This window comes from Bradyrhizobium sp. AZCC 2289 (assembly GCF_036924615.1).
Lineage (GTDB): Bacteria > Pseudomonadota > Alphaproteobacteria > Rhizobiales > Xanthobacteraceae > Bradyrhizobium.
The window spans coordinates 6,588,091-6,611,142 of the sequence record NZ_JAZHRY010000001.1 but is presented as its reverse complement, the minus strand read 5'-3'; the positions used below and the strand labels follow the sequence as shown (position 1 = coordinate 6,611,142).

The 23,052-nt window shown below is 62.9% G+C and carries 22 protein-coding genes; 6 read left to right on the top strand and 16 right to left on the bottom strand.

Translation table 11 applies throughout. The features are described from left to right. Positions 1 to 24: 24 nt before the first annotated feature. Genes V1289_RS31355 through V1289_RS31345 form a run of 3 tightly spaced genes read right to left on the bottom strand, consistent with a single transcriptional unit; the run spans position 25 to position 3,125 of the window. Complete coding sequence (locus tag V1289_RS31355; RefSeq protein ID WP_334401752.1) at positions 25 to 417, bottom strand: c-type cytochrome; 393 nt, start codon at positions 415 to 417, stop codon at positions 25 to 27. Between the two features lie 49 nt (positions 418 to 466). Then, positions 467 to 2,653 carry a xanthine dehydrogenase family protein molybdopterin-binding subunit gene (locus tag V1289_RS31350; protein ID WP_334401751.1) on the bottom strand — a complete coding sequence of 729 codons (2,187 nt, stop codon included), beginning with the start codon at positions 2,651 to 2,653 and terminating at the stop codon, positions 467 to 469. 13 nt (positions 2,654 to 2,666) lie between these two features. Next, positions 2,667 to 3,125, bottom strand: a complete 459-nt coding sequence (locus tag V1289_RS31345; protein ID WP_334401750.1) for a (2Fe-2S)-binding protein — start codon at positions 3,123 to 3,125, stop codon at positions 2,667 to 2,669. A gap of 151 nt (positions 3,126 to 3,276) precedes the next feature. Between V1289_RS31345 and V1289_RS31340 the strand changes: the two genes are divergently transcribed. After that, on the top strand, positions 3,277 to 4,335 hold the full coding sequence (locus V1289_RS31340; protein ID WP_334401749.1) for a GlxA family transcriptional regulator: 1,059 nt from the start codon (positions 3,277 to 3,279) through the stop codon (positions 4,333 to 4,335). 218 nt (positions 4,336 to 4,553) lie between these two features. Here V1289_RS31340 and V1289_RS31335 read toward each other — a convergent pair whose 3' ends face one another. Next, positions 4,554 to 4,904 carry an META domain-containing protein gene (locus tag V1289_RS31335; protein WP_442896096.1) on the bottom strand — a complete coding sequence of 117 codons (351 nt, stop codon included), beginning with the start codon at positions 4,902 to 4,904 and terminating at the stop codon, positions 4,554 to 4,556. A gap of 293 nt (positions 4,905 to 5,197) precedes the next feature. Further along, complete coding sequence (locus V1289_RS31330) at positions 5,198 to 6,862, bottom strand: L-lactate permease (protein ID WP_334401747.1); 1,665 nt, start codon at positions 6,860 to 6,862, stop codon at positions 5,198 to 5,200. 309 nt (positions 6,863 to 7,171) lie between these two features. Here V1289_RS31330 and V1289_RS31325 point away from each other — a divergent pair, with 309 nt between their 5' ends. Next, complete coding sequence (locus tag V1289_RS31325) at positions 7,172 to 8,917, top strand: ABC transporter ATP-binding protein/permease (protein ID WP_334401745.1); 1,746 nt, start codon at positions 7,172 to 7,174, stop codon at positions 8,915 to 8,917. Positions 8,918 to 8,922: 5 nt separating this feature from the next. Here the strand turns inward: V1289_RS31325 and V1289_RS31320 are convergent, their stop codons facing one another. Further along, entirely contained in the window at positions 8,923 to 9,435 is a 513-nt protein-coding gene (locus V1289_RS31320) for an HPP family protein (RefSeq protein WP_334407745.1), read from the bottom strand. A gap of 149 nt (positions 9,436 to 9,584) precedes the next feature. After that, on the bottom strand, positions 9,585 to 10,625 hold the full coding sequence (locus tag V1289_RS31315; protein WP_334401743.1) for a TorF family putative porin: 1,041 nt from the start codon (positions 10,623 to 10,625) through the stop codon (positions 9,585 to 9,587). 660 nt (positions 10,626 to 11,285) lie between these two features. Here V1289_RS31315 and V1289_RS31310 point away from each other — a divergent pair. Then, positions 11,286 to 11,726: a hypothetical protein gene (locus V1289_RS31310; RefSeq protein WP_334401741.1), complete on the top strand. Its 441-nt coding sequence runs from the start codon at positions 11,286 to 11,288 to the stop codon at positions 11,724 to 11,726. 38 nt (positions 11,727 to 11,764) lie between these two features. Here the strand turns inward: V1289_RS31310 and glcF are convergent, their stop codons facing one another. The 4 genes from glcF to V1289_RS31290 are packed head-to-tail and all read right to left on the bottom strand — an operon-like array spanning position 11,765 to position 17,029. Next, positions 11,765 to 13,081, bottom strand: coding sequence for a glycolate oxidase subunit GlcF (gene glcF / locus V1289_RS31305; protein ID WP_334401739.1), 1,317 nt, complete (start codon positions 13,079 to 13,081; stop codon positions 11,765 to 11,767). Continuing rightward, on the bottom strand, positions 13,078 to 14,316 hold the full coding sequence (locus V1289_RS31300; RefSeq protein WP_334401737.1) for an FAD-binding protein: 1,239 nt from the start codon (positions 14,314 to 14,316) through the stop codon (positions 13,078 to 13,080). The genes glcF and V1289_RS31300 overlap by 4 nt, the downstream gene beginning before the upstream one ends. An 8-nt stretch (positions 14,317 to 14,324) precedes the next feature. Then, on the bottom strand, positions 14,325 to 15,503 hold the full coding sequence (locus tag V1289_RS31295) for an acyltransferase family protein (protein WP_334401735.1): 1,179 nt from the start codon (positions 15,501 to 15,503) through the stop codon (positions 14,325 to 14,327). A gap of 32 nt (positions 15,504 to 15,535) precedes the next feature. Next, on the bottom strand, positions 15,536 to 17,029 hold the full coding sequence (locus tag V1289_RS31290) for an FAD-linked oxidase C-terminal domain-containing protein (protein WP_334401733.1): 1,494 nt from the start codon (positions 17,027 to 17,029) through the stop codon (positions 15,536 to 15,538). A 231-nt stretch (positions 17,030 to 17,260) separates the two neighbouring features. Between V1289_RS31290 and cycA the strand changes: the two genes are divergently transcribed. Further along, positions 17,261 to 17,653 carry a cytochrome c-550 CycA gene (gene cycA / locus V1289_RS31285; protein WP_334401731.1) on the top strand — a complete coding sequence of 131 codons (393 nt, stop codon included), beginning with the start codon at positions 17,261 to 17,263 and terminating at the stop codon, positions 17,651 to 17,653. 121 nt (positions 17,654 to 17,774) lie between these two features. Here the strand turns inward: cycA and V1289_RS31280 are convergent, their stop codons facing one another. Together V1289_RS31280 and V1289_RS31275 are read right to left on the bottom strand one after the other, a co-directional pair. Next, the gene (locus V1289_RS31280) at positions 17,775 to 18,626 is read right to left on the bottom strand and encodes an ABC transporter substrate-binding protein (RefSeq protein WP_334401729.1); all 852 of its coding nucleotides are present in this window, start codon (positions 18,624 to 18,626) and stop codon (positions 17,775 to 17,777) included. Positions 18,627 to 18,831: 205 nt separating this feature from the next. Then, positions 18,832 to 19,791: an alpha/beta fold hydrolase gene (locus tag V1289_RS31275; protein WP_334401726.1), complete on the bottom strand. Its 960-nt coding sequence runs from the start codon at positions 19,789 to 19,791 to the stop codon at positions 18,832 to 18,834. Positions 19,792 to 20,132: 341 nt separating this feature from the next. Between V1289_RS31275 and V1289_RS31270 the strand changes: the two genes are divergently transcribed. Continuing rightward, positions 20,133 to 20,309: a hypothetical protein gene (locus tag V1289_RS31270; RefSeq protein ID WP_334401724.1), complete on the top strand. Its 177-nt coding sequence runs from the start codon at positions 20,133 to 20,135 to the stop codon at positions 20,307 to 20,309. Positions 20,310 to 20,397: 88 nt separating this feature from the next. On the opposite strand, the gene V1289_RS31265 is transcribed toward V1289_RS31270, so the two are convergent. From V1289_RS31265 to ykgO, 3 genes are all read right to left on the bottom strand, one after another. Then, positions 20,398 to 20,664: a hypothetical protein gene (locus V1289_RS31265; RefSeq protein WP_334401722.1), complete on the bottom strand. Its 267-nt coding sequence runs from the start codon at positions 20,662 to 20,664 to the stop codon at positions 20,398 to 20,400. A 146-nt stretch (positions 20,665 to 20,810) separates the two neighbouring features. After that, entirely contained in the window at positions 20,811 to 21,467 is a 657-nt protein-coding gene (locus V1289_RS31260; protein ID WP_334401720.1) for a tetratricopeptide repeat protein, read from the bottom strand. Positions 21,468 to 21,563: 96 nt separating this feature from the next. Further along, positions 21,564 to 21,689, bottom strand: a complete 126-nt coding sequence (gene ykgO / locus V1289_RS31255; RefSeq protein ID WP_002718645.1) for a type B 50S ribosomal protein L36 — start codon at positions 21,687 to 21,689, stop codon at positions 21,564 to 21,566. Positions 21,690 to 22,019: 330 nt separating this feature from the next. On the opposite strand from ykgO, the gene V1289_RS31250 reads away from it, so the two are divergent. Next, positions 22,020 to 23,051, top strand: a complete 1,032-nt coding sequence (locus V1289_RS31250) for an acyl-CoA desaturase (protein ID WP_334401718.1) — start codon at positions 22,020 to 22,022, stop codon at positions 23,049 to 23,051. Position 23,052: the final 1 nt, after the last annotated feature.

Here is a 23,052-nt window from a genome sequence, read left to right as displayed (position 1 = left end):
TTGAGGCCCGCATCGGTAGCATTGTCACTTCGAGCTGCCGTCGACATTGAAGTGCGAGAGATAAGCCCAGAGATTGGCTATTTCGGTTTCGTCCTTGATGCCCGCGAACACCATCTTGTTCCCGGGAATCTTCCCCCTCGGATTGGCGATGAAGGCGGCGAAGCTGGTCCCATCCCAAACGAACCCTGCATTCTTCACAGCGGGTGAGTACTGGTATCCCCCTGCCGCACCAGTTCGGCGCCCAACCAATCCGTTGAGCTCAGGGCCCAACCTGTTCTTCGCCCCTGGCCCGACGGCGTGGCAGGCTTGGCACTTGCCAAACGATACCTTTCCAGTCGAGCTGTCCTGCGCCGCCGCAATACCAGGCGCGGCGAGAAAGGCCGCGGCAAATATGGAGTATGCAGCTAGTCGTTTCACGTTCCATCTCCCATCGCCTGAATCAATCCGTACGGCCGACTTCGATTTGTCAAACGAAGGTGACTCCATTGCCTCCGAAGGGCTGAGTCCGAATGCGCTTGCCGGTCGCTGAGAAGATGGCGTTGCCAAGAGCCGTGCCTACCGGCATCGTCCCAACCTCGCCGAAGCTGCCCGGCTCGTCGCCAACCGAGATGATCCCGACGATGACATCGGGCGTCTGGTCGATACGGAGGATCTCATACGTATCGAAATTGGTCTGCTCGGGCGCCCCACCCGCGAGGGAGATACGCTCGCTCATGGAGTTGCTCAGACCGAATATCATTCCAGCCTCGACCGCTCGTTCGGCAAGTAGCGGATTGATTGCGAGACCGGAGTCACAGACGCCAACCAGCCGTTCCACTCTGAGGGCGTCCGCCGTTCCAGAGACCTCTGCGATCACGGCGAGTCTGCAGCGATAGAATTCCGATTGGAGATACGCGATGCCCTGGTGGTGACCTGGGGCAGTCTTGCCCCAGCCGGCAATCGCGGCAGCACGGTCGAGGACTGCGATACTTCGGGCGTCTTTCGACAATAACCTGCGACGATAGGCCAGCGGATCTGCACCCGCGATGTGCGCCGCCTCGTCAATCATTGTCTCCAGCATGAAGCCGTTATGCGTATCGTTGTTGCCGCGAAAGGCGCCAATGCGGACCGGAAGCGGGACGTTGACGTAGGTTCCCGCTTCATTCGGAATTCCATACGCGCCGCCTACCAGGTTGAACATCGGCAAGTCCACCGGCTTCTTCTTCGCGTAGAACCACGGGAACAACCGTTGCCACAGACCGTCACACGCGATTTTCGCTTCGTAGGCCACGGGAGTCCCATCGGCGCCGAGACCCATGCGCACGCGGCCCAGGAACGCGGTACGATGCTGGTCGACCCGGAGGTCTTCCTCTCGAGTCCAGACCACTTTCACAGGTCGCCCGGCTGCCTTCGCCAGCAGCACCGCCTCGGTCGTATGCTCCATCCCGGAGCGCCGGCCGAAGTCTCCGCCCTGATACTCGTTGTGCACGATGACGGTCGACGGGTCGATACCGAGCGCGCGTGCCGCGTGGCCCGCATCCAGGCTGGGCGATTTGGTGGAAAGCCACAACTCGACTTGGTCGCCGCTAACGCGGGCGGTACATGAGACAGGCTCCATACATGCGTGCGACAGGAATGGCATCGAGAACTCGGCCTCGAGAACCTTCACGGCGGACTTCATCGCGGTCGCGACGTCTCCATGGCCCCCCATCGTCGGGTGCCCGGGCTGCTCCAGTCCCCGCCTCAGCGCGGCCGCGACTGTGGTGGAAGAGGCGTTGTCATTCGGATGGCTAGCGTATGTCTCCCGCACTTCGGCCAGGGCCTTAACAGCCTGCCAATATTGATCGGCGACAACGGCCACGCCTTGCGGCACCGCCATGATCAGCCTGACGCCCGGCATGCTCTTGGCTTTGGCGTCATCGATCGCCGCGACTGTCGACCCATAGGCGGGGCCGTGTCTTACGGCCGCGTACAACATGTCCGGAGCTTCGAGATCAAGTCCGAAGCGAGCGCTCCCGTCGACCTTTGGCGGAACATCCAACCGGTCCAACGGCTGACCGATCAGGAGAAGCTCCTTTCGAGCGCGCAGCCGAGGCTCTGCCGGAACCGGCTCCTTGGCCGCAGCCGCCGCCAGTTGTCCGAATGTGAGATAGCGGCCGGAATGCGAGTGTGTCACTTTGGATTCCGACACGGACAAGTCGCCCGGGCTGACCCCCAATTGCTTCGCCGCTGCGGCGACGAGCATCTCCCGCGTCGCCGCTGCGGCTCGGCGCATTGTGCCATAGAAGCCTGGGATCGAAGAGCTCCCGGCGGTCAAGACGAGCCCTTCGTAGAGCATCGGATTGATGTATTCTGGCCGTCGTTCCGTAGTGAACCGGTATCGCATTCGCGGCCAAGCGGCTCCCAACTCGGCAGCGATGACCTGGGTCATGCCGGTCGAGTTCCCCTGACCACCCTCGGTTTGCGCAATGATCGCCGTGACGACATCGTCCTCACCGATAGCAAGGAAGGCGTTGAATTGCCCGGAGACCCCTGACGGTTCACCCGCGCGTCCGGGGCTGACCGGTAGTTGGAAAGCGAGGAGAAAAGCGGTCGTACCGATCCCCTCAAGGAAGCCGCGGCGGCTAGTTCCCCCGACTATCTCGCGGCCAGAGCTGGTCTCGACGGTGTTCATGGCCGCACGCTCGCTATTGACCGAGATGCTTCGAGGCGTCCGCGATCGCGGCGCGGATCCGCGGATAGGTGCCGCATCGACAGATGTTGCCGCTCATTGCGGAGTTGACGTCATCACGCGAGGGCTTCGGGTTGGACCCGAGCAACGCTACCGCAGACATGATCTGACCCGACTGGCAGTAGCCACATTGGGGCACATTGTTCTTGATCCAGGCTGACTTGACTGCTTCCGCAACGGGTCCGGAGATTGCTTCGATCGTCGTGACCTTGCCGTCCCCGACGTCGGCAAGAAATGTTTGGCACGAGCGGACAGGCTGGCCATCCAAGTGCACGGTGCACGCACCGCAGAGCGCCTTTCCACAGCCGAATTTCGTTCCTTTGAGACCTAGGAGATCTCGAATAGCCCAGAGCAGGGGCATGTCGGGGTCGACCCCCTCCAAGACCCGCTCCTGTCCGTTCACCGTGAGCTTCATCGCTCGCAGCCTTCCTTGCCGTCCATGTGGTCGCAATCCGGCTCCAATCGAGCACGGTGGCCGTATTCCCGGATTATGCTAAGGTGCTTCCATCTCCTCGGCGGTTTCAATTGCCGGAAGGGTCAAAGTTCTGACCGGGAGGGACAATGCGATGACTGGAATCGCCGCACACGAAATTGGCATCGTGGATTACCCTGGTGCGCAGGTGGCCTGTATCCTGGGCCTTACCGATTTGTTCGGCGCCGCTTCCACGATTGCGCTCGATCAACGGCGATCTGGCCAAAGCCCGCTTCGCGTTACGCACTGGAAACCGATCCATTGCGGCGCCGCGAAACTTTCATGTGTCTATGACAGCGCACCGCGCGGCAGCCCAAAGCCGCGAACGCTGATCATCCCGCCGACCATGGTGAACCTTCCAGATCCTGACGTCCCCGCCGGCGTGGTGTCCTGGGTCCGTAATCGCCATGCCGCCGGCACCACGTTGGTTTCTCTGTGCTCGGGTGCGTTTATCCTTGCCGAAACGGGCCTCGTCGACGGCCTTTCAGTTGCCACACATCAGATTTGCGCAGAGGCGCTGGCGAAGCGTTTTCCGCAAATCGTCGTCGATACGAGTCGGCGCATCATTGACCATGGCGACATCATCACGGCGGGCGGATTTCTGTCATGGATCGATCTTGGACTGTTTCTCGTTGACAGGATTTTCGGCCCGGTTATGTGGGCGGAGACGGCGCGCTTTGTTCTTTCCGGCCCAGCCGCGGGTGAGGCGCGCTATTTTACAGGCTTTGCTCCTCCTCAGACGCACGGAGATCGAGCCGTGTTGAAGGCTCAGGAGTGGGTGCACATGAGGGACGGACGAGGCGTCTCCCTTGCGGCCATGGCGACGGCCGCGGGACTGGAACGGCGCACGCTGCTGCGGCGGTTCGCGAGTGCAACGGGCATGAGCCCGATCGAGTATTGTCGGGCCGTTCGCATTGCGCGAGCGCGCGAGCTCCTGGAGGGAGGGGACACCTCGCAGAAGCAGATCGCCCAATCGCTCGGCTATAAGGACGTGGCCTCATTTGCACGTGTATTTCGCAAGGCCGTAGGTTCGGCGCCGGGAGCCTACCGCAAAAGGTTTGGCCGCAACGGCATCTCGCCAGCCGATTTCGCAGCAAAAGATGGCTCACGTCAGAAGAAGCGCATATTCGAGGCCGGCCTTCAGACGGGCTGAACGAGGCACCGTCACATGCCGACCGACCTTCCAGAATGCATTGTTACCGTGGATTACGCTCTGCTAATCCGGAGGCAGGATTCTCTCGTAGCGTGCTCGCGCGGACTTACCAGGTCCGTTATCGGCACTTTTCGGACCTAACGCGATGTCCGACTTGAGTCCGCAATGCGCACCAAAGCGGACCTCCGTCGACGCCTCTCGATTTATGAGTCCACGCCCTAATTGGTATTGAGACGGAAGCGCAGCGTCGTCGCCCCGACAAACGACACGACGTCGCCCTGCCGCTTCCAGGTCGCCGCATCGGTCAGCGCCGCGATCAGATCGTCGTCGGCCTGCGCCCGCTCCGGCGGACAGGGACGGTTCTCCATCTCACCGGCGACGAAAATCACGGTATTGCCCGCCACCGAGAATTGGCCCTTGCCGCCCTTGCACCAGAGTTCGAGGATCACCTCGCCGCTGTCGCCGATATCGAGGTCCGGGATTCGTTTCGACCCCGGCATGCGCGCGGCTTCCAGGGTCATTTCCATGCCGAACGGAAAACCGTCATCGGCGTGCGCCGGGCCTGACATCGGAGCGACCGACAAAAGTGTCAAGGCGACAGCCGTCTCTCTCCAAATGCGTGCGACTGAAATCATATAACCCCTCAAAATCGTCCAACCTAGATTCTTGTTTTGACGCGTTTTCTTCACGCGAACCGGTGCCCACTTCGCTCGAAAACGCTCCAATAGTGCGCCGCCGTTCTATTGGATGTGCCCGACCTTGACCAGATTGGCGGCGGTAAAAAATATCCAAAAAAAAACAAGTCCCCGCGGGTTGCCGCCGCCCGCGGGGATCTTTGGTTGTTCGCGCGTCGAAGCGCGGTCTACTTCAGGACCATCGCCGTGAACGGATAGACGTAGGCCTGCAACATCACGAGAATGCCGACGAGACACGCCAGCGCGATCGAGTGCTTGAACACGAAGCGCAGGATGGTGCCTTCATGCCCATACCAATTGGTCGCCGTGGAGGCGACGACGATCGATTGCGCGTCGATCATCTTGCCCATCACGCCGCCGGACGAGTTGGCGGCGCCCATCAGCACCGACGACAGCCCAAGCTGTTCGGAGGTGATCTTCTGCAGATTGCCGAACAGGATGTTCGACGCCGTATCCGACCCCGTCAACGCCACGCCCAACCAGCCGAGCAGCGTGCCGAAGAAGGGATAGAGCACGCCCGTTGCGGCAAATGCCAGACCGAGCGTCGCGTCGACGCCGGACAGCCGCGTCAGCGTGCCGATCGCCAGCATCGCCGAGATCGTGATCAGCGAAATCGCGCACAGCCTGATGGTGCGGCCATATTCCGAAATCATCCTGGCCGGCGAAAACCCCGCCAGGAAGCCGGAAATGATCGCGGCAATCAGCATGCCCGTGCCGGTGAACGACAGATAGGTGAAGGCGAAGACGGCACCTTCCGGCGTCGGCTTCGCCGCCACCGGCGGCACCTTGTTGATCATGTTGTGCAGATCGGGAACCGGATAGTTCCATGTAAAGATCGAATTTGCCCAGGTCTTGAACGCCCCATTGCCCCAGATCAGCATCACGACGCAGACGACGATCCATGGCAGCAACGCGCTCCACAGTTCGCCTTGCGTCAGCTCGGTCTTGTCCATGGGCTTCGGCGCCGTCATCGTCGCCGCCGATTCATCCCTGCCGCGCAGCGCCGGCGACAACCAGAGCTGCTTCGGCTGCCATACCCTGAGGAACAGGATCAGGCAGCCCATCGAGATCAGCGAGGCGCCGATATCGACGATCCAGGGATTGATGTAGTTCGAGATCACGAATTGCGGGATCGCGAACGTCAGGCCGGTGACCAGGATCGCGGGCCAAACATCCTTCATGCCGCGCCAGCCGGCGAACGCCCACACCACCCAGAACGGCACGATCAGCGAGAACACCGGCAATTGCCGGCCGACCATCGCGCCTAGAATATAGGGATCGAGACCGGTGACGGAGGCGAGGCCCTGGATCGGCGTGCCCAGCGCGCCATAGGCGACCGGGGCGGTATTGGCGATCAGCGACAGGCCGGAAGCGGCCAGCGGCGAGAAGCCGAGGCCGATCAGGACCGAACCGGTGATGGCGACGGGTGTACCAAAGCCGGAAGCGCCCTCGAAGAACGCACCGAACGAAAACGCGATCAGCAGCAATTGCAGGCGCCGGTCTTCGGTGACGCCGCCGACGGCGCGTTTCAACAGCTCGAATTGGCCCGTTGCCACCGTGATCTGATAGAGAAAGATGACGTTCAGCACGATCCAGCCGATCGGGAAGAACCCGGCGACGATGCCGAGCAGGGAGGCGCGGATCGACATCCCTGCCGGCATGGTGAAGACAAAGATCGCGATCAGGTTGGTCAGGATCACGGCGATGATGGCCGCCATATGCGCCTTGACCTTGCCGCTGGCGATCAGCACCAGCAGCGTTACCACCGGAATTGCGGCGGCGATCGTCGACAACGTGGCATTGCCGAGCGGATTGTAGATTTGATTCCACATGTTGCGGATCCTCCCCACGCCATTATGCAGCGCGCCGGCCAGCGTGAACGGTCTGGCGCGCCTGGCGTGATCGCGGAGGTGTCCCGGTGATGTGCGAAATCTGCCTGCGAATTTGGCAGCGCCAAAAATCGCTCACAAAGCCGCGAAATCCAAAGGTCCCCCGCCCCTCGCCGTTACCGCCATGCTAGGGTTGAGTCGAATGCCGGGACAAGCGAACGCTTGCATGCCAGAGCTACGACTTTAGTCTAGAGCACCCTGATTGTCCCGATTTCTCAGGCCTTTGCAGCCATCTCCCGGAGACGATAATCCGTGAACAACATTCGCTCGACACTCGCGACGGTGTGGCGCATCGCCATCCCGTATTTCCGTTCCGAGGATAAATGGGCCGGCCGCGGCCTGCTCGCCGCGGTGATCGTCATCGAGCTGGCGCTGGTCGGAACCGACGTGCTGGTGAACCAGTGGCGCAACCGGTTCTACAACGCCTTGCAGGCGAAGGATTGGGACGGCTTCGTCCGGGAAAACATCATCTTCTGCGTTCTGGCCGCCATCTCCGTCGTGCTTTCGGTCTACCAGCTCTATCTCAATCAGTGGCTTCAGATCCGCTGGCGCAACTGGATGACCACCCAATATCTCGGCGAATGGCTGCACGACGCCAACCACTACCGCATGCAGCTTCAGGGCGACGCGGCCGATAATCCCGATCAACGCATCACCGACGACGTCAAGCTGTTCGTCGGCCAGACCCTCAGTCTCGGCGTCGGGCTGTTGAGTTCGATCGTCTCGCTGGCGTCCTTTGTCGTGATTCTCTGGGGGCTGTCCGCGGAGGCGCCGTTGCACATGTTCGGCAACACGTTCGCCATCCCCGGCTACCTGGTATGGGGCGCGCTGATCTACGCCATCTTCGGAACGGCCCTGACGCAATGGATCGGCTCGCCGCTGGTCCACCTCGATTTCCAGCAGCAGCGCCTCGAGGCCGATTTCCGTTTCAACCTGGTGCGGGTCCGCGAGAACTCCGAGCAGATCGCGCTGCTGCAGGGCGAAGGCGCCGATCGCCAGCGGCTGTCGGAGCGGTTCGGCCGCGTCGTCGCCAACTGGTACGGCATCATGAGCCGGACCAAGCGATTGACGGCGTTTACCCAAAGCTACTCGCAGGCCGCCGTGATCTTCCCCATGATTCTCGCGGCACCCGCCTATTTCGCCAACAAGATCCAGCTCGGCGCCCTGCTGCAGGCCGCCGAAGCATTCGGCAAGGTGCAGGAGGCGCTGTCCTTCTTCGTCTCGATCTATCGCACGATGGCGGAATGGCGCGCGGTCGTCGCCCGTCTGGACGGATTTGAGAAGGCGATCTCGGGCGCTGCAGCGCTTGCGACCAGCCCCGGTTCGATCGGGAAATTGTCGTCGCCGGGCGGCGAAATCGACCTGCGCGAGCTTCTCGTACGCCTGCCCAATGGCGCACCCCTGGTCGCGGCGAAGAGTCTCAGCCTGCGGCGCGGCGAGCGCACCTTGGTCACCGGTCCGTCCGGCTCCGGCAAGTCGACCCTGTTTCGCGCCATTGCCGGCATCTGGCCGTTCGGCAGCGGTTCGATTTCAATTCCGGCGAACGCCTCGCTGATGACGCTGCCGCAAAAACCATATTTTCCGATCGGGCCGCTGCATGCGGCGATCGTCTATCCCGCCGAAGCCGAAACCTTCGGCCCGGACCGGGTCCGGGATGTTCTCACCCAGGTTGGCCTGCCGCAGCTTGGCCCGCGGCTTGAGGAGGAAGCGCACTGGAACCGGATGCTCTCGCTTGGCGAGCAGCAGCGGCTTGGGCTGGCGCGCGCGCTGTTGCATGCGCCGCAATATCTGTTCCTCGACGAGGCGACCGCTTCGCTCGATGAGCCCTCGGAAGCGGCGCTCTACCGTTTGCTCGAGGAGAAATTGCCGGGGACTGCCATCGTCTCGATCGGGCATCGCTCGACGCTGCAGGCGTTCCACCAGCGCAATGCCGTGCTGGTTCGCGACGGCGAACAGTTCGCGCTAAAGGACGGAGGCGAGCGTGCCACGACGCCGTGACGACGCTACAACCAGCGCCGCGGCCATGACTGGCGGCGAAGCCAGTGGTGCCAGACATAGGCGAACGCGGCCAGCAGCAGCGCGCCGGCCAGCACCGGCGCCAGCAGGAACGACCACGGCAAATTGTTGGAAACCACCAGCAGCGGGTTGATACCCGCCGGCGGGTGAAACGTTCTTGTCAAATACATCGCCAGGATCGACAGGCCGACGGCGGCGGCCGCCGCCCAAGGCTGCGGGCCGGTCAGCTTCAGCACGGCGAGCCCGACCAGGGTTGTGACGAGGTGCCCGCCGATCAGGGCACGCGGTTGCGCCGGCTCCGCTTCCGGCGATCCGATCACCAGCACGATCGAGGTCGCAAACGGGATCACGAACAGCGGATAATGGGCGGCGACGGAGAACCACTCCATGGCGCCGATCGCGATCGCGCCGCCAAGGCCCGCAACCGCTCCTGCCAGGATGTTGCGGTAATCGATGCGGAAAATCGCATGGCTCGCCGCGCGCCGCCAATCCCATTTCATCTTCACGCCAACCGGTCCCCACCCCCGGATCAAGTCCGAGGGCATGCTTCGTTCGAAAACGCTATAGCAGCCCCCGCAAAAGAAAAGGGGCGGCAGATCGCTCTGCCGCCCCCATATCTTCGACTTGGAAGATCTTCGACAGGAAGATATTACTTCAGGTTGCTCACCGCGGTCAGGTCAGCCGAGAGCTTGGCGATGCCGGTCGCGCCGCACCAGTTGGATTCGAACCCACCCGGGTTGATGAGCGAGACGCTGCCAGCTGTGGCAACCCGTGCCGTGTAGTCGCTGGTGAAGGCGTTGCACGCACCCTTGGAGAGGTTGGTGTCGGAGTAGCGCAGATCGAGCGTGAACACCTTGTAGGTGAAGCCGACGCCGATGTTCCAGGTGTTGTAGCTCGGCTCAGGAATACCAGCGGCGAAAACAGTGCCGGGGCCGGTGCCGTAGAAGCGGTCAGACGTACCGAGCCACTGACGGCCGAACTCGCCGGAGACGTACATGCCGACGCCGCTGGTGCCGAAGGTGGTGCTCGGTGCGGTCCACTTGCCAGTGATCGAAGCGTAGTTGCCCCAAGCGCCGAGGTTCAGGAAGTTCGGCGAGTAGTACTCGTTGGCGCCGATCGAGAACTGGTCGTTCAGGGTCACGTTGACCTTGGCATAGCCTTCATAAAAGCTGGCATTCTTCTTGGCGAAGTTGCCGTTGATCGGAAGACCGCCGGTGACGGGGTCGGAATTGCCAAACGGGCTGACGGCGCAGCTTGCGTCGGAGCCGGGAATGCCCGAACCCGGGACCGCGGCGGCGTTGTAGCAGGTGCCACCCGGATAGATGTAGCCCCAGACACCGAAGTCGAAGGCGAACATGCCGACGGTCGGGCGGATACCGCCGTAGATGTCGATTTCAGCGGCGGCGCGGTTCGGGAACGAGATGCTCTCACCGGCGGCGCCGACGTAGAGTTGGAGGTCCTTGTTGATGTTGTAGCGCGGCTCGAAGTAGGCGGCGACCGACGGCTTGTGGTTGGACTGGGTGACACCGCGGAACACGTAGTCGTTCATCAGCGCGCTGCCGAAGGCGACGTCCCAGGGATCGAACGGTGCCGGCGGCGGCGCCTTGACGGCCTTGACGGCCATATCCGCAGCGAGAGCCGAGCCCGATACCATTGCCAGCGCCGTTGCTAACAAAGCCAGTTTCTTCATGACGATCCCCATCACCTTATAAAACAGTCCCGTTCCGGCGCCCCCAGGGCATGCGATAACCGACTGCAACCAAATTCCTTAACCTGAAGCCAATCTGGAACGCGCCATCCGGCAGGTGAAGCAAAAAAGACAAGCATCTGCTGACTTTTTAGGCGTTATGACCAATTCGGGGAATGTTGTTGACGGGTGTTGCATTCCCACAACAATCTTGGCGCTCTCCGTGTCGGCTGGGCGACATCTGGAACCAGGAAAAACACCGGCATGTGCACGGGGACGCCGCGCGCACCGAATCATCCGTGAAGGCCTCGGCCTCAGCCCTCTTTTGTTTGAGCATGATCTCCGCGCAAACGCTTCGCGTTTGTCGCGAGGGAAAACCGGGGCCTACTTTGCGCCAACGCGGCCCTACTTGCCCGGATCATGCTCTGGGAAAGTGGATTTCATGAAAAAGGCCGCAGCGATGAATGCTGCGGCCTTTCGATCGAGTTCTGCCGGCTGAACGGCTGCTAACCACTTCCGTCGGAACCACCGGAAGACCACGACGTGGATGTTGGCGTGGGGCTCGCTGAGGGCTCGCTAGGGGTAGCCCAACTGTGGGCGACGGCCGGCTCGGGGGCCGGTGCCGGCGCTGCGACCGGGGCGGCGGGTTTGGGAGTAGCAGACTTGGGAGCAGCCGGCTTGGGAGCAGCCGGCTTGGGAGCAGCCGGCTTGGCGGCGGCCTTCTTCTTTTTCGCAGGGCTCCTCTTGGCGGCCATTTTCGGCGCGGCCATCGACTTTTTGGCGGATTTCTTGACGGATTTCTTGGCGCCCTTCTTGGCCTTCGCCGATTTCCTGGCCGATTTCTTGGCGGCCTTCTTCGAAGATTTCTTCGCGGCTTTCTTCTTCGCCGTTACAGCTTTCTTGGCCTTTTTGGCCTTCTTGCTTTTCTTGCTCTTCTTCGCTTTAGCCATTGTGATCCTCCTGTTGCCGCTGATCCGTGTCCGTCGAGCGCTTCGAATAGTCCGCTTGGCCCAGCTCGGGATGACGCTTCTTCGAAGCGCCTTCCCGTTCTATTTTTTTTGTCTGAGCATGATCTTTCGGAAAACCGGTAGCCATTTGCGCTAACGCGGCCTTCCGGGTCCGGATCATGCTCGGCTGATCGATCAATTCAATCCTGGCCGCGAACCTCCTGTCGCCCAATCGAGAAGCTCAATCGTGTGCACCACAGGAACTGACGTGCCGCTGGCAATCTGAATCATGCACCCAATATTGCCCGCAGCGATCATGTCCGGTTTGACTGTCGCAATATTGGCGACCTTGCGGTCGCGCAATCTGCTAGCAATGTCGGGCTGGAGAATGTTGTAGGTCCCCGCCGAACCGCAACACAAATGGCTCTCGGGTACATCTTTCACCACGAATCCATTCTTGGAAAGCAATTCTTTCGGAAGCGCTGTGATTTTCTGTCCGTGCTGCAGCGAACAAGCCGAATGATAGGCGATGGTGAGGTTGCCGTTTTGCGTTGAAGGAAGCAGCTCGATGCCGGCGAGATATTCGGTGATATCCTTTGCCAGAAGGGATATTCGCGCAGCGGGACCAGCGAATTCGCGGTCCTCGCGCAGCATGAAACCGTAGTCCTTGATGACGGTGCCGCAGCCCGATGTCGTCACCAGGATGGCGTCGAGGCCGGCTTGTTCCAGCTCCCTTTGCCACACCGAGATGTTGGCGCGGGCGCGCGCCAGCGCGTCGCCATCGTGCCCGAGGTGATGGGTCAGCGCGCCGCAGCATTGTTCGTCCTTGACCAGCACCACCTCGACGCCGTGCCGCGTCAGGAGATTGATCGCAGCCTGGTTGATGCGCGGCGCCAGCACCTGCTGGGCGCAGCCCTGCAGCAGCGCGACCCGCCCGCGCTGCTCGCCAATGGCCGGAAAGACGCTGCCGCCGGCGGGTCCCGGCGCCGGCAGGCCGTTCGGCGCCAGCGCCAGCATCGCCTTGATCCGCCGTAGCAGGGTCGGCGAGGCCGATCCGGCTTTGGGGGTCGGCAGCAGGACCGCGAAGGGCCGGCCGAGCCGCGCCAGGATCATGCTGGCTCGAAACAGGCCTGGCCGCGGCAGCACCCAGGCCAGCACCTGGCGCAAGAGGCGTTCGGCCAGCGGCCGTGAGAAGTCCCGCTCGATCCTGACCCGCGCCTGATCGACCAGATGCATGTAGTTCACGCCCGACGGGCAGGTGGTCATGCAGGCAAGGCAGGAGAGGCAGCGGTCGATGTGCTTGACCACTTCCGCCGTCGGCGGCCTGTCCTTTTCCAGCATCTCCTTGATCAGATAGATCCGGCCGCGCGGGCTATCGAGCTCGTCGCCGAGCAGCACATAGGTCGGACAGGTCGCGGTGCAAAAGCCGCAATGCACGCAGGCGCGCAGGATCTTGTCGGCTTCGGCGATATCGGGATCGGCCAGTTGCGCGAGTGAGAATTCGGTTTTCATGTCGCGACCGCCCGGATCAACCGGCCCCGGTTGAGGATGTTTTTGGGATCGAAGCTCAAGCGAACGCGCTCGCTGAGGCCGGCGAGGCCGCCGGCTTGCGGATGGAACACATCGACATGGCGCCGGACCTGTTCGGACGCCCGTATCAGCGTCGCATGGCCGCCCGCGGCGTCGACGCGCTGACGCACCAGCGCCGCCTGCGCGTCGGCTTTGGGCGGCAGCGCAGCCCAGATCAGCCCGCCGCCCCAGTCATAGATGACGTCGCCGCCGCTGTCCCGCGCCAGCGCCTGACCGAGCGCGCCGCCGGAAGCCGGCGGACAGACGATCCGCCACACCGGCCACGCCCCCAGCGCCCCGCCGGCGGCGAAGGGCTGTACGTCGCGGATGGAACTCCAGACCGCCGCGGAGGCGCCATCCTGCAGGATTTCCGCGCCCCCAAACGGGGCAAGGGACTTGGCGAGCGAAACCGCACGATGCGCGGCGGATGCCGCAATGCCTTCCAACCGCAGCAGCGTGACCGCCTGGCCCGTCGAGCCCAGCCCGGCCAGCGCCTCTGACGCGGGCCGGAACGCCGAATTGGGCAGATGCGCCGCGCCGGAGACATCGAATGGCGAGCCCAGCGCCGCCGTCATCGCGCGGTTGGCGGTGACGTCGTCGAGGGAGCGCAGCATCAGGGTGCGTTCGCTCTCCGGCTTCGGCATCACCTTCAGCGTCACCTCGGTCATGACCGCGAGCGTGCCCCACGACCCGCAAAGCAATTTGCAGAGATCGTAACCGGTGACGTTCTTCACCACCCGCCCGCCGGTCTTGAAGCTGTCGCCGAAGCCGGACACCGCATGCGCCCCAAGCAGATGGTCGCGCGCGCCGCCGGCCTTGATGCGCCGCGGGCCCGCGAGGCCGGCGCCGATCATGCCGCCGATGGTGCCGATGCCGGGCGTGCCCAGCAACGCGGAAGTGTCGACCGGCTCGAACGCGAATTGCTGGTTTTTCGAATCGATCAGCGACTGCACGTCGGCGAGCGGCGCGCCCGCCTGCACCGTAATGATCAGCTCGTTCGGTTCGTAGGCGGTGACCGCGTTCAGCTCGGAAAGATCGAGCAGCGCATTGGTCGCCATCGGCTGGCCGATCAGGCGCTTGGAGCCATGACCGATGATTTCCAGCGGCTGGTCGCTGGCGATCGCCGCGCGCACCACCTGCTCGACGTCGGCGGCGTTACGTACTTTGGAGGTGTCCATCGGAATCTCTAGACGATTGCGCGCAGCGGCGACTTCCGCAACACGAAAGCCGACGCTGCGAAGCTGCCGACAGCTGCAACCGCCGTCAGCAACAGGGCCTTCGCAATCGCATTCAGTGCAACCGCGTGCAGCAGGATGGCGGAACCGATCAGGATCGGTGGATGGATGAGATAGACGCCGAACGCGTTGTCGGAAAGCCACCGCGCGACCGGCCCCTGTCGGTCGAAATGTCGTCGGTAGACAGCAAGCATCAGCAAACCCATTCCCACACAGACAAGCGCTTCCCACAGGCATTTTCCGGCACTGACCGGATTGAAGCCGCCCGCATATTGCGCCCTCTCGCCCTGCAAGCCACCGCCGAACAAGATGAGCGCCGCAAATAGCGGGATTGCAAGGGTCAGTGCGAGCGATGCCCATTGGATGCAAAAACGTTCGGGAAGCTCGGTGATCCAGTGGCCGCGATAGCCCAACGCGCCGGCCGCGAACATCAGGATATATTGCGGAAAATCACCGGGATGGACATTGAGCACCGATGCCCCCTCGGACATGCCGACACGGACCAGAAACGTCGAGGCCGCCATGATGGCGATGAAGATCGCCACTGCTGCCCCATCCCGGCGATCGCCGGCAGGCTCGATCCGGCTCTCTTTCCATCCGGTCAGGCGGATCAGGCCGTAGATGATCGCAAACACGAGAAGTGCCGCGCAAAACCACATCGGCCCGGTTTCCGACAGCCACTCCCCGTCCTTGAGGTGAAGCAGCCACTGGTGTCCAAAAAACCCGCTGCCCCAGGTCCGGGACAGGAAGTATTCGGTGAGCGGTCCGATCACGAGCATGTACAATAGCGTCGGCAATCCGAGCCGGACAAAGCGGTCGCGCAGGAACCGCGAGAACCCCTTCCGGTCATAGGCGGCGGCGGAGAAATAGCCGGCAATGAAGAACAGCGCGGCCATGAAAAACGCCTGCAGAAAGCTCTGGTAGACCCCGAAGAAAAGCGCGGTGCCGAGACCCGTCTGCTGCCGATCGACGTAATACCAGTATCCGAACGGACTGTAGGTGTCGCTCGCGTGCATGCTGAGCACCAGAATGATCATCGACCACCTGATGTTGTCGATGAACAGCAAACGGGATGCGCTTCGCGCTTCGGTCACCGCGCCGGCCGTCTCGCCCATCGGGATGTCGGTCATCGTGTGACACCGGGGATCGTGCCCCCGGGCCCTCAAAACCTTGGCAATTCGGGGAACGCCAGCTTGCCGCCGTGCACATGCACGCGGCCGAGCTCGGCGCAGCGGTGCAGGGTCGGAAACACCTTGCCGGGATTGAGCAGGCCCTGTGCGTCGAACGCGCATTTCAGCCGCTGCTGCTGGTTGAGATCGATCTCGCTGAACATTTCCGGCATCAGATCGCGCTTCTCGATCCCGACCCCATGCTCCCCGGTCAGCACGCCGCCGAGTTCGACGCAGCAGCGCAGGATATCGGCGCCGAACGCCTCGGCCCGCTCCATCTCGCCGGGCTGGTTGGCATCGTACAGGATCAGCGGATGCAGATTGCCGTCGCCGGCGTGGAACACGTTGGCGACGCGCAAATCGTATTTGACCGAAAGGTCGCGGATGCGCGCCAGGGCCTTCGGCAGCGCGCCGCGCGGAATGGTGCCGTCCATGCAGAGATAGTCGGGCGAAATCCGCCCCACCGCCGGAAACGCCGCCTTGCGGCCGGCCCAGAATAAATTGCGTTCAGCTTCCGAGTTGGAGATCTGGCAGGTCGTCGAGCCGCAGCGCTGCGCGATCGCCTCGACACGCCGGATCAACTCGTCGACCTCCACGCCGGGGCCGTCGAGTTCGATAATCAGCAGCGCCTCGACGTCGAGCGAATAGCCGGCATGGACGAAGGCTTCGGCGGCGTGGATCGCAGGCTTGTCCATCATCTCCATGCCGCCCGGGATGATGCCGGCGCCGATGATTTCGGCCACGCATTGGCCGGCCGCCTCGACTTGCGCAAAGCCGACCATCAGCGCGCGTGCGGTTTCCGGTTTCTGCAGGATCCGCACCGTGATCTCGGTGATGACGCCGAGCAGGCCTTCGGAACCCGTGATGATGCCCATCACGTCGTAGCCGCTGGTTTCCGCGGACTTGCCGCCGATGCGGAGGATCTCGCCCGTGATCAGCACGATTTCGCAGCCCAGCACGTTGTTGGTGGTCATGCCGTATTTCAGGCAGTGCACGCCGCCGGAATTCTCAGCGACATTGCCGCCGATCGAGCACGCAATCTGCGACGACGGGTCGGGCGCATAATAGAATCCGGCATGCGCCACCGCCTGGCTGATGGCGAGGTTGGTGACGCCGGGTTCGGTCACCACCACGCGGTTGTCGAAATCGATCTCGCGGATGCGCTTGAATTTGCCGAGGCCCAGCAGCACGCCGTCGGCCAACGGCAGCGCGCCGCCGGACAGCGAGGTGCCGGAACCGCGCGGCACTACCTTGATGCCCTGCTCGAAGCAGTATTTCAGGACGCGCGACACCTGTTCGGTGGTGTCCGGCAGCACCACAACCATTGGCGGCTGGCGATAGGCCATCAGACCGTCGGACTCGTAGGGGACCATTTCGGCCGCGCTGTCGATCACGCCCTCACCCGGCACGATCGCCCGCAAGGCGGCGACGATGGCGTCGCGACGATCCAGAACCGCCTGATCCGAAGCCGGCATCATGATGGCCATGCGTGTTCCCTCCAGGCCCCGCGCCTTATCGAATTGTCACGACAATTCAAGCACGTCTGCCCCGGTTTGGGTAGGCCATCCGGAAGTCGGATTGCCGCCCTCCAGGCGGAGAGTTCTCTCTGGGGCAAGCCTGCCATGCCGAAACCAGTCAAGGTTTCGTGGCTTGTCCAATCGAAGCGGGCCATGCCACAAGCAACCGCACCTCTATCCGGGAAAAATGAAGAGCACCCCATGACAAAATTGAATTTCGGCGCGCTGATTGTCCTCACCTCAATGGCTGCCGCATCGGGCGCGCTGGCGCAGGACGCCGCCGCCGGCAAGACCTCATTCAACAAATGCCTGGCCTGTCACGCGATCGGCGAAGGCGCCAAGAACAAGGTCGGTCCCGAGCTCAACGGCATCGACGGCCGCAAATCCGGCACCGCGCCGGATTATTCCTATTCGGACGCCAACAAGAATTCCGGCATCACCTGGAACGAGGCCCAGTTCAAGGAATACATCAAGGACCCGAAGGCGAAGATTCCCGGCACCAAGATGGCGTTCGCCGGCATCAAGAACGAGAAGGAGATCAACGATCTCTGGGCATTCATCTCGCAATACGACAAGGACGGCAAGACGAAGTAGGTCGAAAGCCACGCTTGGCCGCTGTGTCTGCCTTGGACCGCACGCGAGAGCCAGGGCAGACAGCGCGTGAGGTCCGGGCGGTGCTGCACCCGGACTCATGCGACGTGACCGATATCCGCCATCACTCGATCACCTCGTCGGCGCGGCCGAGTAGCGTTATCGGAACGATGACGCCAAGCGCCTTGGCGGTTTTGAGGTTGATGCGCAACTCGATTTTGGTGGCTTGCTGGACCGGAAGGTCCGCCGGCTTTTCGCCTCTGAGAACACGGCCGACATACGCGCCGGTGAGACGATAGGCATCGACGATGTCGGCGCCATAGCTGATCAAGCCGCCGGCCGCGGTGAACACGCGGTTGGCGCCTATCGTTGGCACCGCGTACCTGGCCGAAAGCGCTGCGAGCTGCCTGCCCCGGCCCGCGAAGATTGCAGTTCCGGCTCCGATCACCAGCCCGCTCGCCCGCAACTGGTTAGCCCTTACGAATACCGCTTCGAATTCGCTTTCGGTGCTGGCGCCCAGCACATGGAGCTCAAGACCCAGTGTGCGGGCCGCGGCCCGCATCTGGTTGGCTGAGGTCTCTGCCACGGTGGGATCGCTCGGGTCGACGAGAAACGCCATGCTTCGCGCCGCGGGAAGTAGCTCGTGCAGCAATTCCAGCCGCTTCGGCGCAACTTCCACATTCGTTTGGGTCACGCCTGTGACGTTGCCGCCTGGCCGGTTCAGACTGGTGACAAGGCCGAGCTGGACTGGGTCGGCGGCGGTTTCGAAGACGATCGGAACGGTCGTGGTTGCCGCCTTTGCAGCCAGCGCCGCCGGCGTGCTGGTGGCGGCAATGACTGTGACCTGACGCTGAACCAGATCGAGCGCCAGCGCCGGAAGGCGGTCATTTTGGCCGTCCGCCCAGCGGTATTCGATCGTCACGTTGCGGCCATCGGCGTAACCGGCTTCGCCGAGCCCTTTGAGAAAAGCCGCCAAGAACGTCTCGTAGTTTTGGGCCGGAAGCGGCGTTGAGGAAGCCGATCACCGGTATCGCGCCCTGCTGCGCGCGTCCGGCTCGCGGCCAGGACACTGAAGTCACGGCCGCCGCGCCCCCGAGAAGCGTGATGAACTCGCGTCGCCTCATGGTCGCCCTCCGGCAGCGACAACATGCTACCACGTGGCCGATCGGCTTCGGCACCGCCTAATTGGCCGCCGCCGTGCTCCTTGCCGTGCCGCCGATCATCGCCTCGATCTCTGCAATCACAAGATCGGGCACCGCGTTCTGCACCATGTGGCCGACGCCGGGCAGCACGATCAGCCTGGCGTTCGGCGCGGCGGCGGCGAGCGGGCGCGAATGGATGCTGGTCGATACCGTTTTGTCGGCGTCTCCAGCCAGAATCGTGATCGGCGCCTTGATCCCGGCGTAGCGCGGCGCCTGTTCGGCGACCGCCGCCTTCAGCGTCACCAGATCCCGGGCATTGGCGAGAAACTCGCGCGGCCGCAGCAGCAATGGCGTCGCGGTGCCCTCGACAAATCCGTCCGGCATGGTCTGCGGCAGAAACACGCCGCGGGCGCCGGGTTCGGCGACGAAAGTGCCGAGCGGCAGCGTGATCGTGTAGGCCAGCAGCGAGCCGATCACGGGCAGGGTGACGATCTCATTGTAGCGTCCGACCCCGCCCGGCCAGGGATAGGCGACCGGCGCCAGCATCACGAGCCCGGCTACGCGCTGCGGATAATCCAGCGCCATGCGCAGGCCGAGCGCGCCGGCCCAGGAATGCACCACGAAGATCGCCCGGCCGACGCCGAGTTTCGCCAGTGCCTCGTCGATCATCCGGCCCTGGATTTCAGGCGTCGAGTCCTCGAGACTGGCGCGCGTACTCCAGCCGTGCCCCGGGCGATCGATCAGGATCACGCGATGATTTCTCGCCAGCCTGTCGCCGACCGGCTGCCGCATCACCTCCAGATTCGAGCTCGCGCCATGCAGCATCACGATCGGCGGGCCAATCGCGTCCCGCGGGCCGATATCGACGACGTGAAGCGCGGCACCCGCCACCTCGATCATCCTGCCCTGGACGGGATGGGCGCGCTCCGCGCGCAAGACGCCCGCCTGCGTGACCAGCGCGAGGAACGCCAGCGCTGCCACGACGATCACTGCCACCATTGAATATGTCCGGATGATCTTGTGCACCCATCAGCTACGGCTGTGGGTGGTGCGGGTTTCGAGGCAGCGGGCCGTCTGTTTGCGTCAAGTCAGATTGTGTCAAGTCGGAGTGCGTCAAGTCGGAGCGGCCCACGCGCCGAAGAGTTTTCCACAAACCGGCCAACCCTGTGGATAGCGGGGTCATACAGGCGTCATCGGCTCTTTTATACGATCGCGTTAGCACTTTCGCCACGGGACGGCGTGCCTGATCGGGGGCGGTTGATGCCGAACCTGTACCCAAAATCCACAGGAACGCGGGCGGAGGCCAAACATTGTTCCACGGTACCATCGGAGGACTTGCAATGATCACCGACCCCAACGAAAGAGCCATCGACCAGATCGTGGCGGCCTGCAACGGCGACCTCCGCGGCGCGCTGAAGGCGCTGCTGCTGGTCAACGAGCACCTCGAGGCCGAGCTCGCGCAGCTCTACGCCGCCGCCCGGGGCGAATTGACCGGCGGCAGCAAGCTTCTGCACTAGCAAGGCTCTGTCCTGGCAAGGCTCTCTCCTAGCAAAGTTCTGCCTGGATTGTGGCTTGTCGCGTGTTCTTCCCGCGGAGCGGTTCGCGCTATGACGCGCCGTCTTTCTCGGCGGCAGGATCATCCTTCGGGCAGACGCCGATGGTCGAGCGTGCGAGTCTGGCTTCCGCGGCGGATCGGTAAGGACCGTCTCCGAACCAAAAATTGCCACCGCCATACGGATAGATGACCGGATTACGGGTGACGATGTCGCATTTGCTCGTCGCGCGATTGCCGACCACCCAATAGAACCCATCCGGAAATGAGGTTGCACCGGTCGCGACGATCATCGCGCCGGCGAGCAGCAATGATTTCATGGCTTCGCTCCGGCACGCTATTCACAGCGAACACAGGCGCGATAGCGAGAAACGTTCCCGCTCACAATCGGTCGTCTTAATTCTTGGTTAACCACGCGCTTCGCGGGTCGATCTATTTGGGCACGATCTGTCGCGAAAGCCGTGTGCTAGATATCGCGGCCTTCGACCTTTTCGCTGAGCGTCTTGACCAGCTCCGGCACTTTTTCGAGGTGCGGGTTGACCGCCAGCGCCTTGCGGAAGGCATCGAGCGCGCGCTTGTCGTCGCCGATATCCTGCATGATCATGCCGAGCCCGGCCAGCGCCCCGAAATGACGGGGTTCGCGGCTCAGCACCTGCTCGATGTCCTCGAGCGAATGGGTGTAGTCGTTCCTCAGGTAATAAAGCGTCGCGCGCCGGTTCCAGGCCTCGATATAATCGGGACGCAGTTTGACCACGGCATCCAGCAGTTTTAGCGCGACATCCATCTGCTGGGCGTCCATCGCTGCCTTGGCGCGCACCATCAACAGGGCCGCGGTATCGCTCGGGGTCTGCAGCCACAGCGCCCAGATCCGGGCCTCGACATGCTTGGCGCTGGTCTCATCCGGTGCTGCCTTGAGCGCGCCGAACAGGAAATCCAGACCACGGGTGCGATCGGCGCCGACCTTGGGCAGCTTGCTCGGCGCTTCCGGCAACTTCTTCTGCTGCTGGGGTGGCGGGATGACCCTTGGGTCGCCCTGGGCGGAGGCCACCACGGGCGCGGCAATCATCGCCGCAGCGATGATCGCAATCCGGCAGTTCCATGCACGCGGGAATCGAAAAGCCATGCTGGAAGTCTAGACGCGGAAAATCGCGCTGCAAAGCAGCACGTCGTCAAAGACCTGTGAAGCGAGGCGGTGGCGCGCGATTCCCGAAACGGGAACTCAGCCCTGACGGGCCTTGAAGCGGCGCTGCACCTTGTTGATCACGTAAACCCGGCCCTTGCGGCGGACCAGACGGTTGTTGCGGTGGCGGCCGCGCAGCGATTTCAGCGAGTTACGGACCTTCATGGGACAATCCTGATGCTTTGAAAGGCCGTGTTGGAGGCCGAACCGAGTTGATGCCCGAAAGTGGCAAAATGAGGTTACTCCCGCCAGCGGCGATCCGCCCGGGATGAGCGGTTTCTAAGCCATCGCATGGCCGAATGTCAATCAACCACTCGCAAAGCCCCCAATCTGCCTTGTCCGGCCGTTATGAAATTGATTCTCCAGCTTTTTTCGCCGGGAAACAGCGTCAATTAGCCTCAGATTTTGCACCCCGGCGCGGGCCCGACCCGTATAAGAGGAATCACGTCGGTCGAGCTGACGACCACGCCTCCCCCGATTGGAACTGACCTCCGTATGACGACCGCTCCCCGGCCGACCGCTCAGACTGCCGTCCTTACGCCCGAAGATCTCATCACCGCTTCCGCGGCCGACGCCGGGATCCTGCTGCCCGCGGGCGTCAGGCCGTTTCGGCTGAACTGGCCCTATATAGTCGGGATCGGCGCCTACCACGCCGTGGCGCTGATGGCCTTTCTGCCCGGCTATTTTAGTTGGAGCGGCCTGATCGTCGCCATCCTGGGCACGCATCTGTGCGGACTGTTCGGCATCAACCTTTGCTATCACCGGCTGCTCACCCATCGCGGCCTCAAATGTCCGAAATGGCTGGAGCACGCGATGGTGGTGATCGCGATGTCCTGCCTGCAGGAAACCCCGGCCCGTTGGGTCGCGATCCACCGCCGGCACCACCAATTCGCCGACGAGCAGCCCGACCCGCACAGCCCGCTTGCGGGTTTCTTCTGGAGCCACATCGGCTGGATTCTGGTCGATCAGCCGGAACTCGCCCGGCTCGGCATTTACGAACGCTATGCCAGGGACATCCTGCGCGATCGCTTTTACGTCGCGCTCGAACGCCACAACTGGCTGGTCTGGATCAATCTCGGACAGATGCCGCTGTTCTTCGGCGCCGGATTCGCAGTGGCCTGGCTATCGGGAGAAGCAACGATCGATGCGGTACGGACCGGACTTGGCATTCTGATGTTCGGCGTCTTCGTCCGCACCGTGCTGGTTTGGCATATTACCTGGGCGATCAATTCGGTGACGCATCTGTGGGGTTACCGGAACTACGAGACCGACGAGGACAGCCGCAACAACCTCGTCGTCGGCCTGATCTCCAACGGCGAGGGTTGGCACAATAACCATCACGCCGACCCGCGCTCGGCCCGCCACGGTCATCGCTGGTGGGAGATCGACAACACCTGGCTCACCATCCGCGTATTGGCGCGGCTTGGTCTTGCCACCGACGTGGTGGCGCCGAATGCGCATCTTGCCGGGCGCCCCAAGGGCGGCAGGCTGACGACACGCGGATCGACCGGCGTCCCGGCCGAGTGAA

Excerpts from the sequence above, each read along its gene's own strand:
- V1289_RS31320 (WP_334407745.1), bottom strand. The coding sequence starts at position 9,435 with ATGAAATGGGATTGGCGGCGCGCGGCGAGCCATGCGATTTTCCGCATC.
- cycA (WP_334401731.1), top strand. The coding sequence starts at position 17,261 with ATGACAAAATTGAATTTCGGCGCGCTGATTGTCCTCACCTCAATGGCT.
- V1289_RS31345 (WP_334401750.1), bottom strand. The coding sequence starts at position 3,125 with ATGAAGCTCACGGTGAACGGACAGGAGCGGGTCTTGGAGGGGGTCGAC.
- V1289_RS31270 (WP_334401724.1), top strand. The coding sequence starts at position 20,133 with ATGATCACCGACCCCAACGAAAGAGCCATCGACCAGATCGTGGCGGCC.
- V1289_RS31340 (WP_334401749.1), top strand. The coding sequence starts at position 3,277 with ATGACTGGAATCGCCGCACACGAAATTGGCATCGTGGATTACCCTGGT.
- V1289_RS31290 (WP_334401733.1), bottom strand. The coding sequence starts at position 17,029 with ATGGCCATCATGATGCCGGCTTCGGATCAGGCGGTTCTGGATCGTCGC.
- V1289_RS31300 (WP_334401737.1), bottom strand. The coding sequence starts at position 14,316 with ATGGACACCTCCAAAGTACGTAACGCCGCCGACGTCGAGCAGGTGGTG.
- V1289_RS31275 (WP_334401726.1), bottom strand. The coding sequence starts at position 19,791 with ATGGTGGCAGTGATCGTCGTGGCAGCGCTGGCGTTCCTCGCGCTGGTC.
- ykgO (WP_002718645.1), bottom strand. The coding sequence starts at position 21,689 with ATGAAGGTCCGTAACTCGCTGAAATCGCTGCGCGGCCGCCACCGCAAC.
- V1289_RS31330 (WP_334401747.1), bottom strand. The coding sequence starts at position 6,862 with ATGTGGAATCAAATCTACAATCCGCTCGGCAATGCCACGTTGTCGACG.
- V1289_RS31260 (WP_334401720.1), bottom strand. The coding sequence starts at position 21,467 with ATGGCTTTTCGATTCCCGCGTGCATGGAACTGCCGGATTGCGATCATC.
- V1289_RS31250 (WP_334401718.1), top strand. The coding sequence starts at position 22,020 with ATGACGACCGCTCCCCGGCCGACCGCTCAGACTGCCGTCCTTACGCCC.
- V1289_RS31350 (WP_334401751.1), bottom strand. The coding sequence starts at position 2,653 with ATGAACACCGTCGAGACCAGCTCTGGCCGCGAGATAGTCGGGGGAACT.
- V1289_RS31295 (WP_334401735.1), bottom strand. The coding sequence starts at position 15,503 with ATGACCGACATCCCGATGGGCGAGACGGCCGGCGCGGTGACCGAAGCG.
- V1289_RS31335 (WP_442896096.1), bottom strand. The coding sequence starts at position 4,904 with ATGTCAGGCCCGGCGCACGCCGATGACGGTTTTCCGTTCGGCATGGAA.
- V1289_RS31315 (WP_334401743.1), bottom strand. The coding sequence starts at position 10,625 with ATGAAGAAACTGGCTTTGTTAGCAACGGCGCTGGCAATGGTATCGGGC.
- V1289_RS31265 (WP_334401722.1), bottom strand. The coding sequence starts at position 20,664 with ATGAAATCATTGCTGCTCGCCGGCGCGATGATCGTCGCGACCGGTGCA.
- glcF (WP_334401739.1), bottom strand. The coding sequence starts at position 13,081 with ATGAAAACCGAATTCTCACTCGCGCAACTGGCCGATCCCGATATCGCC.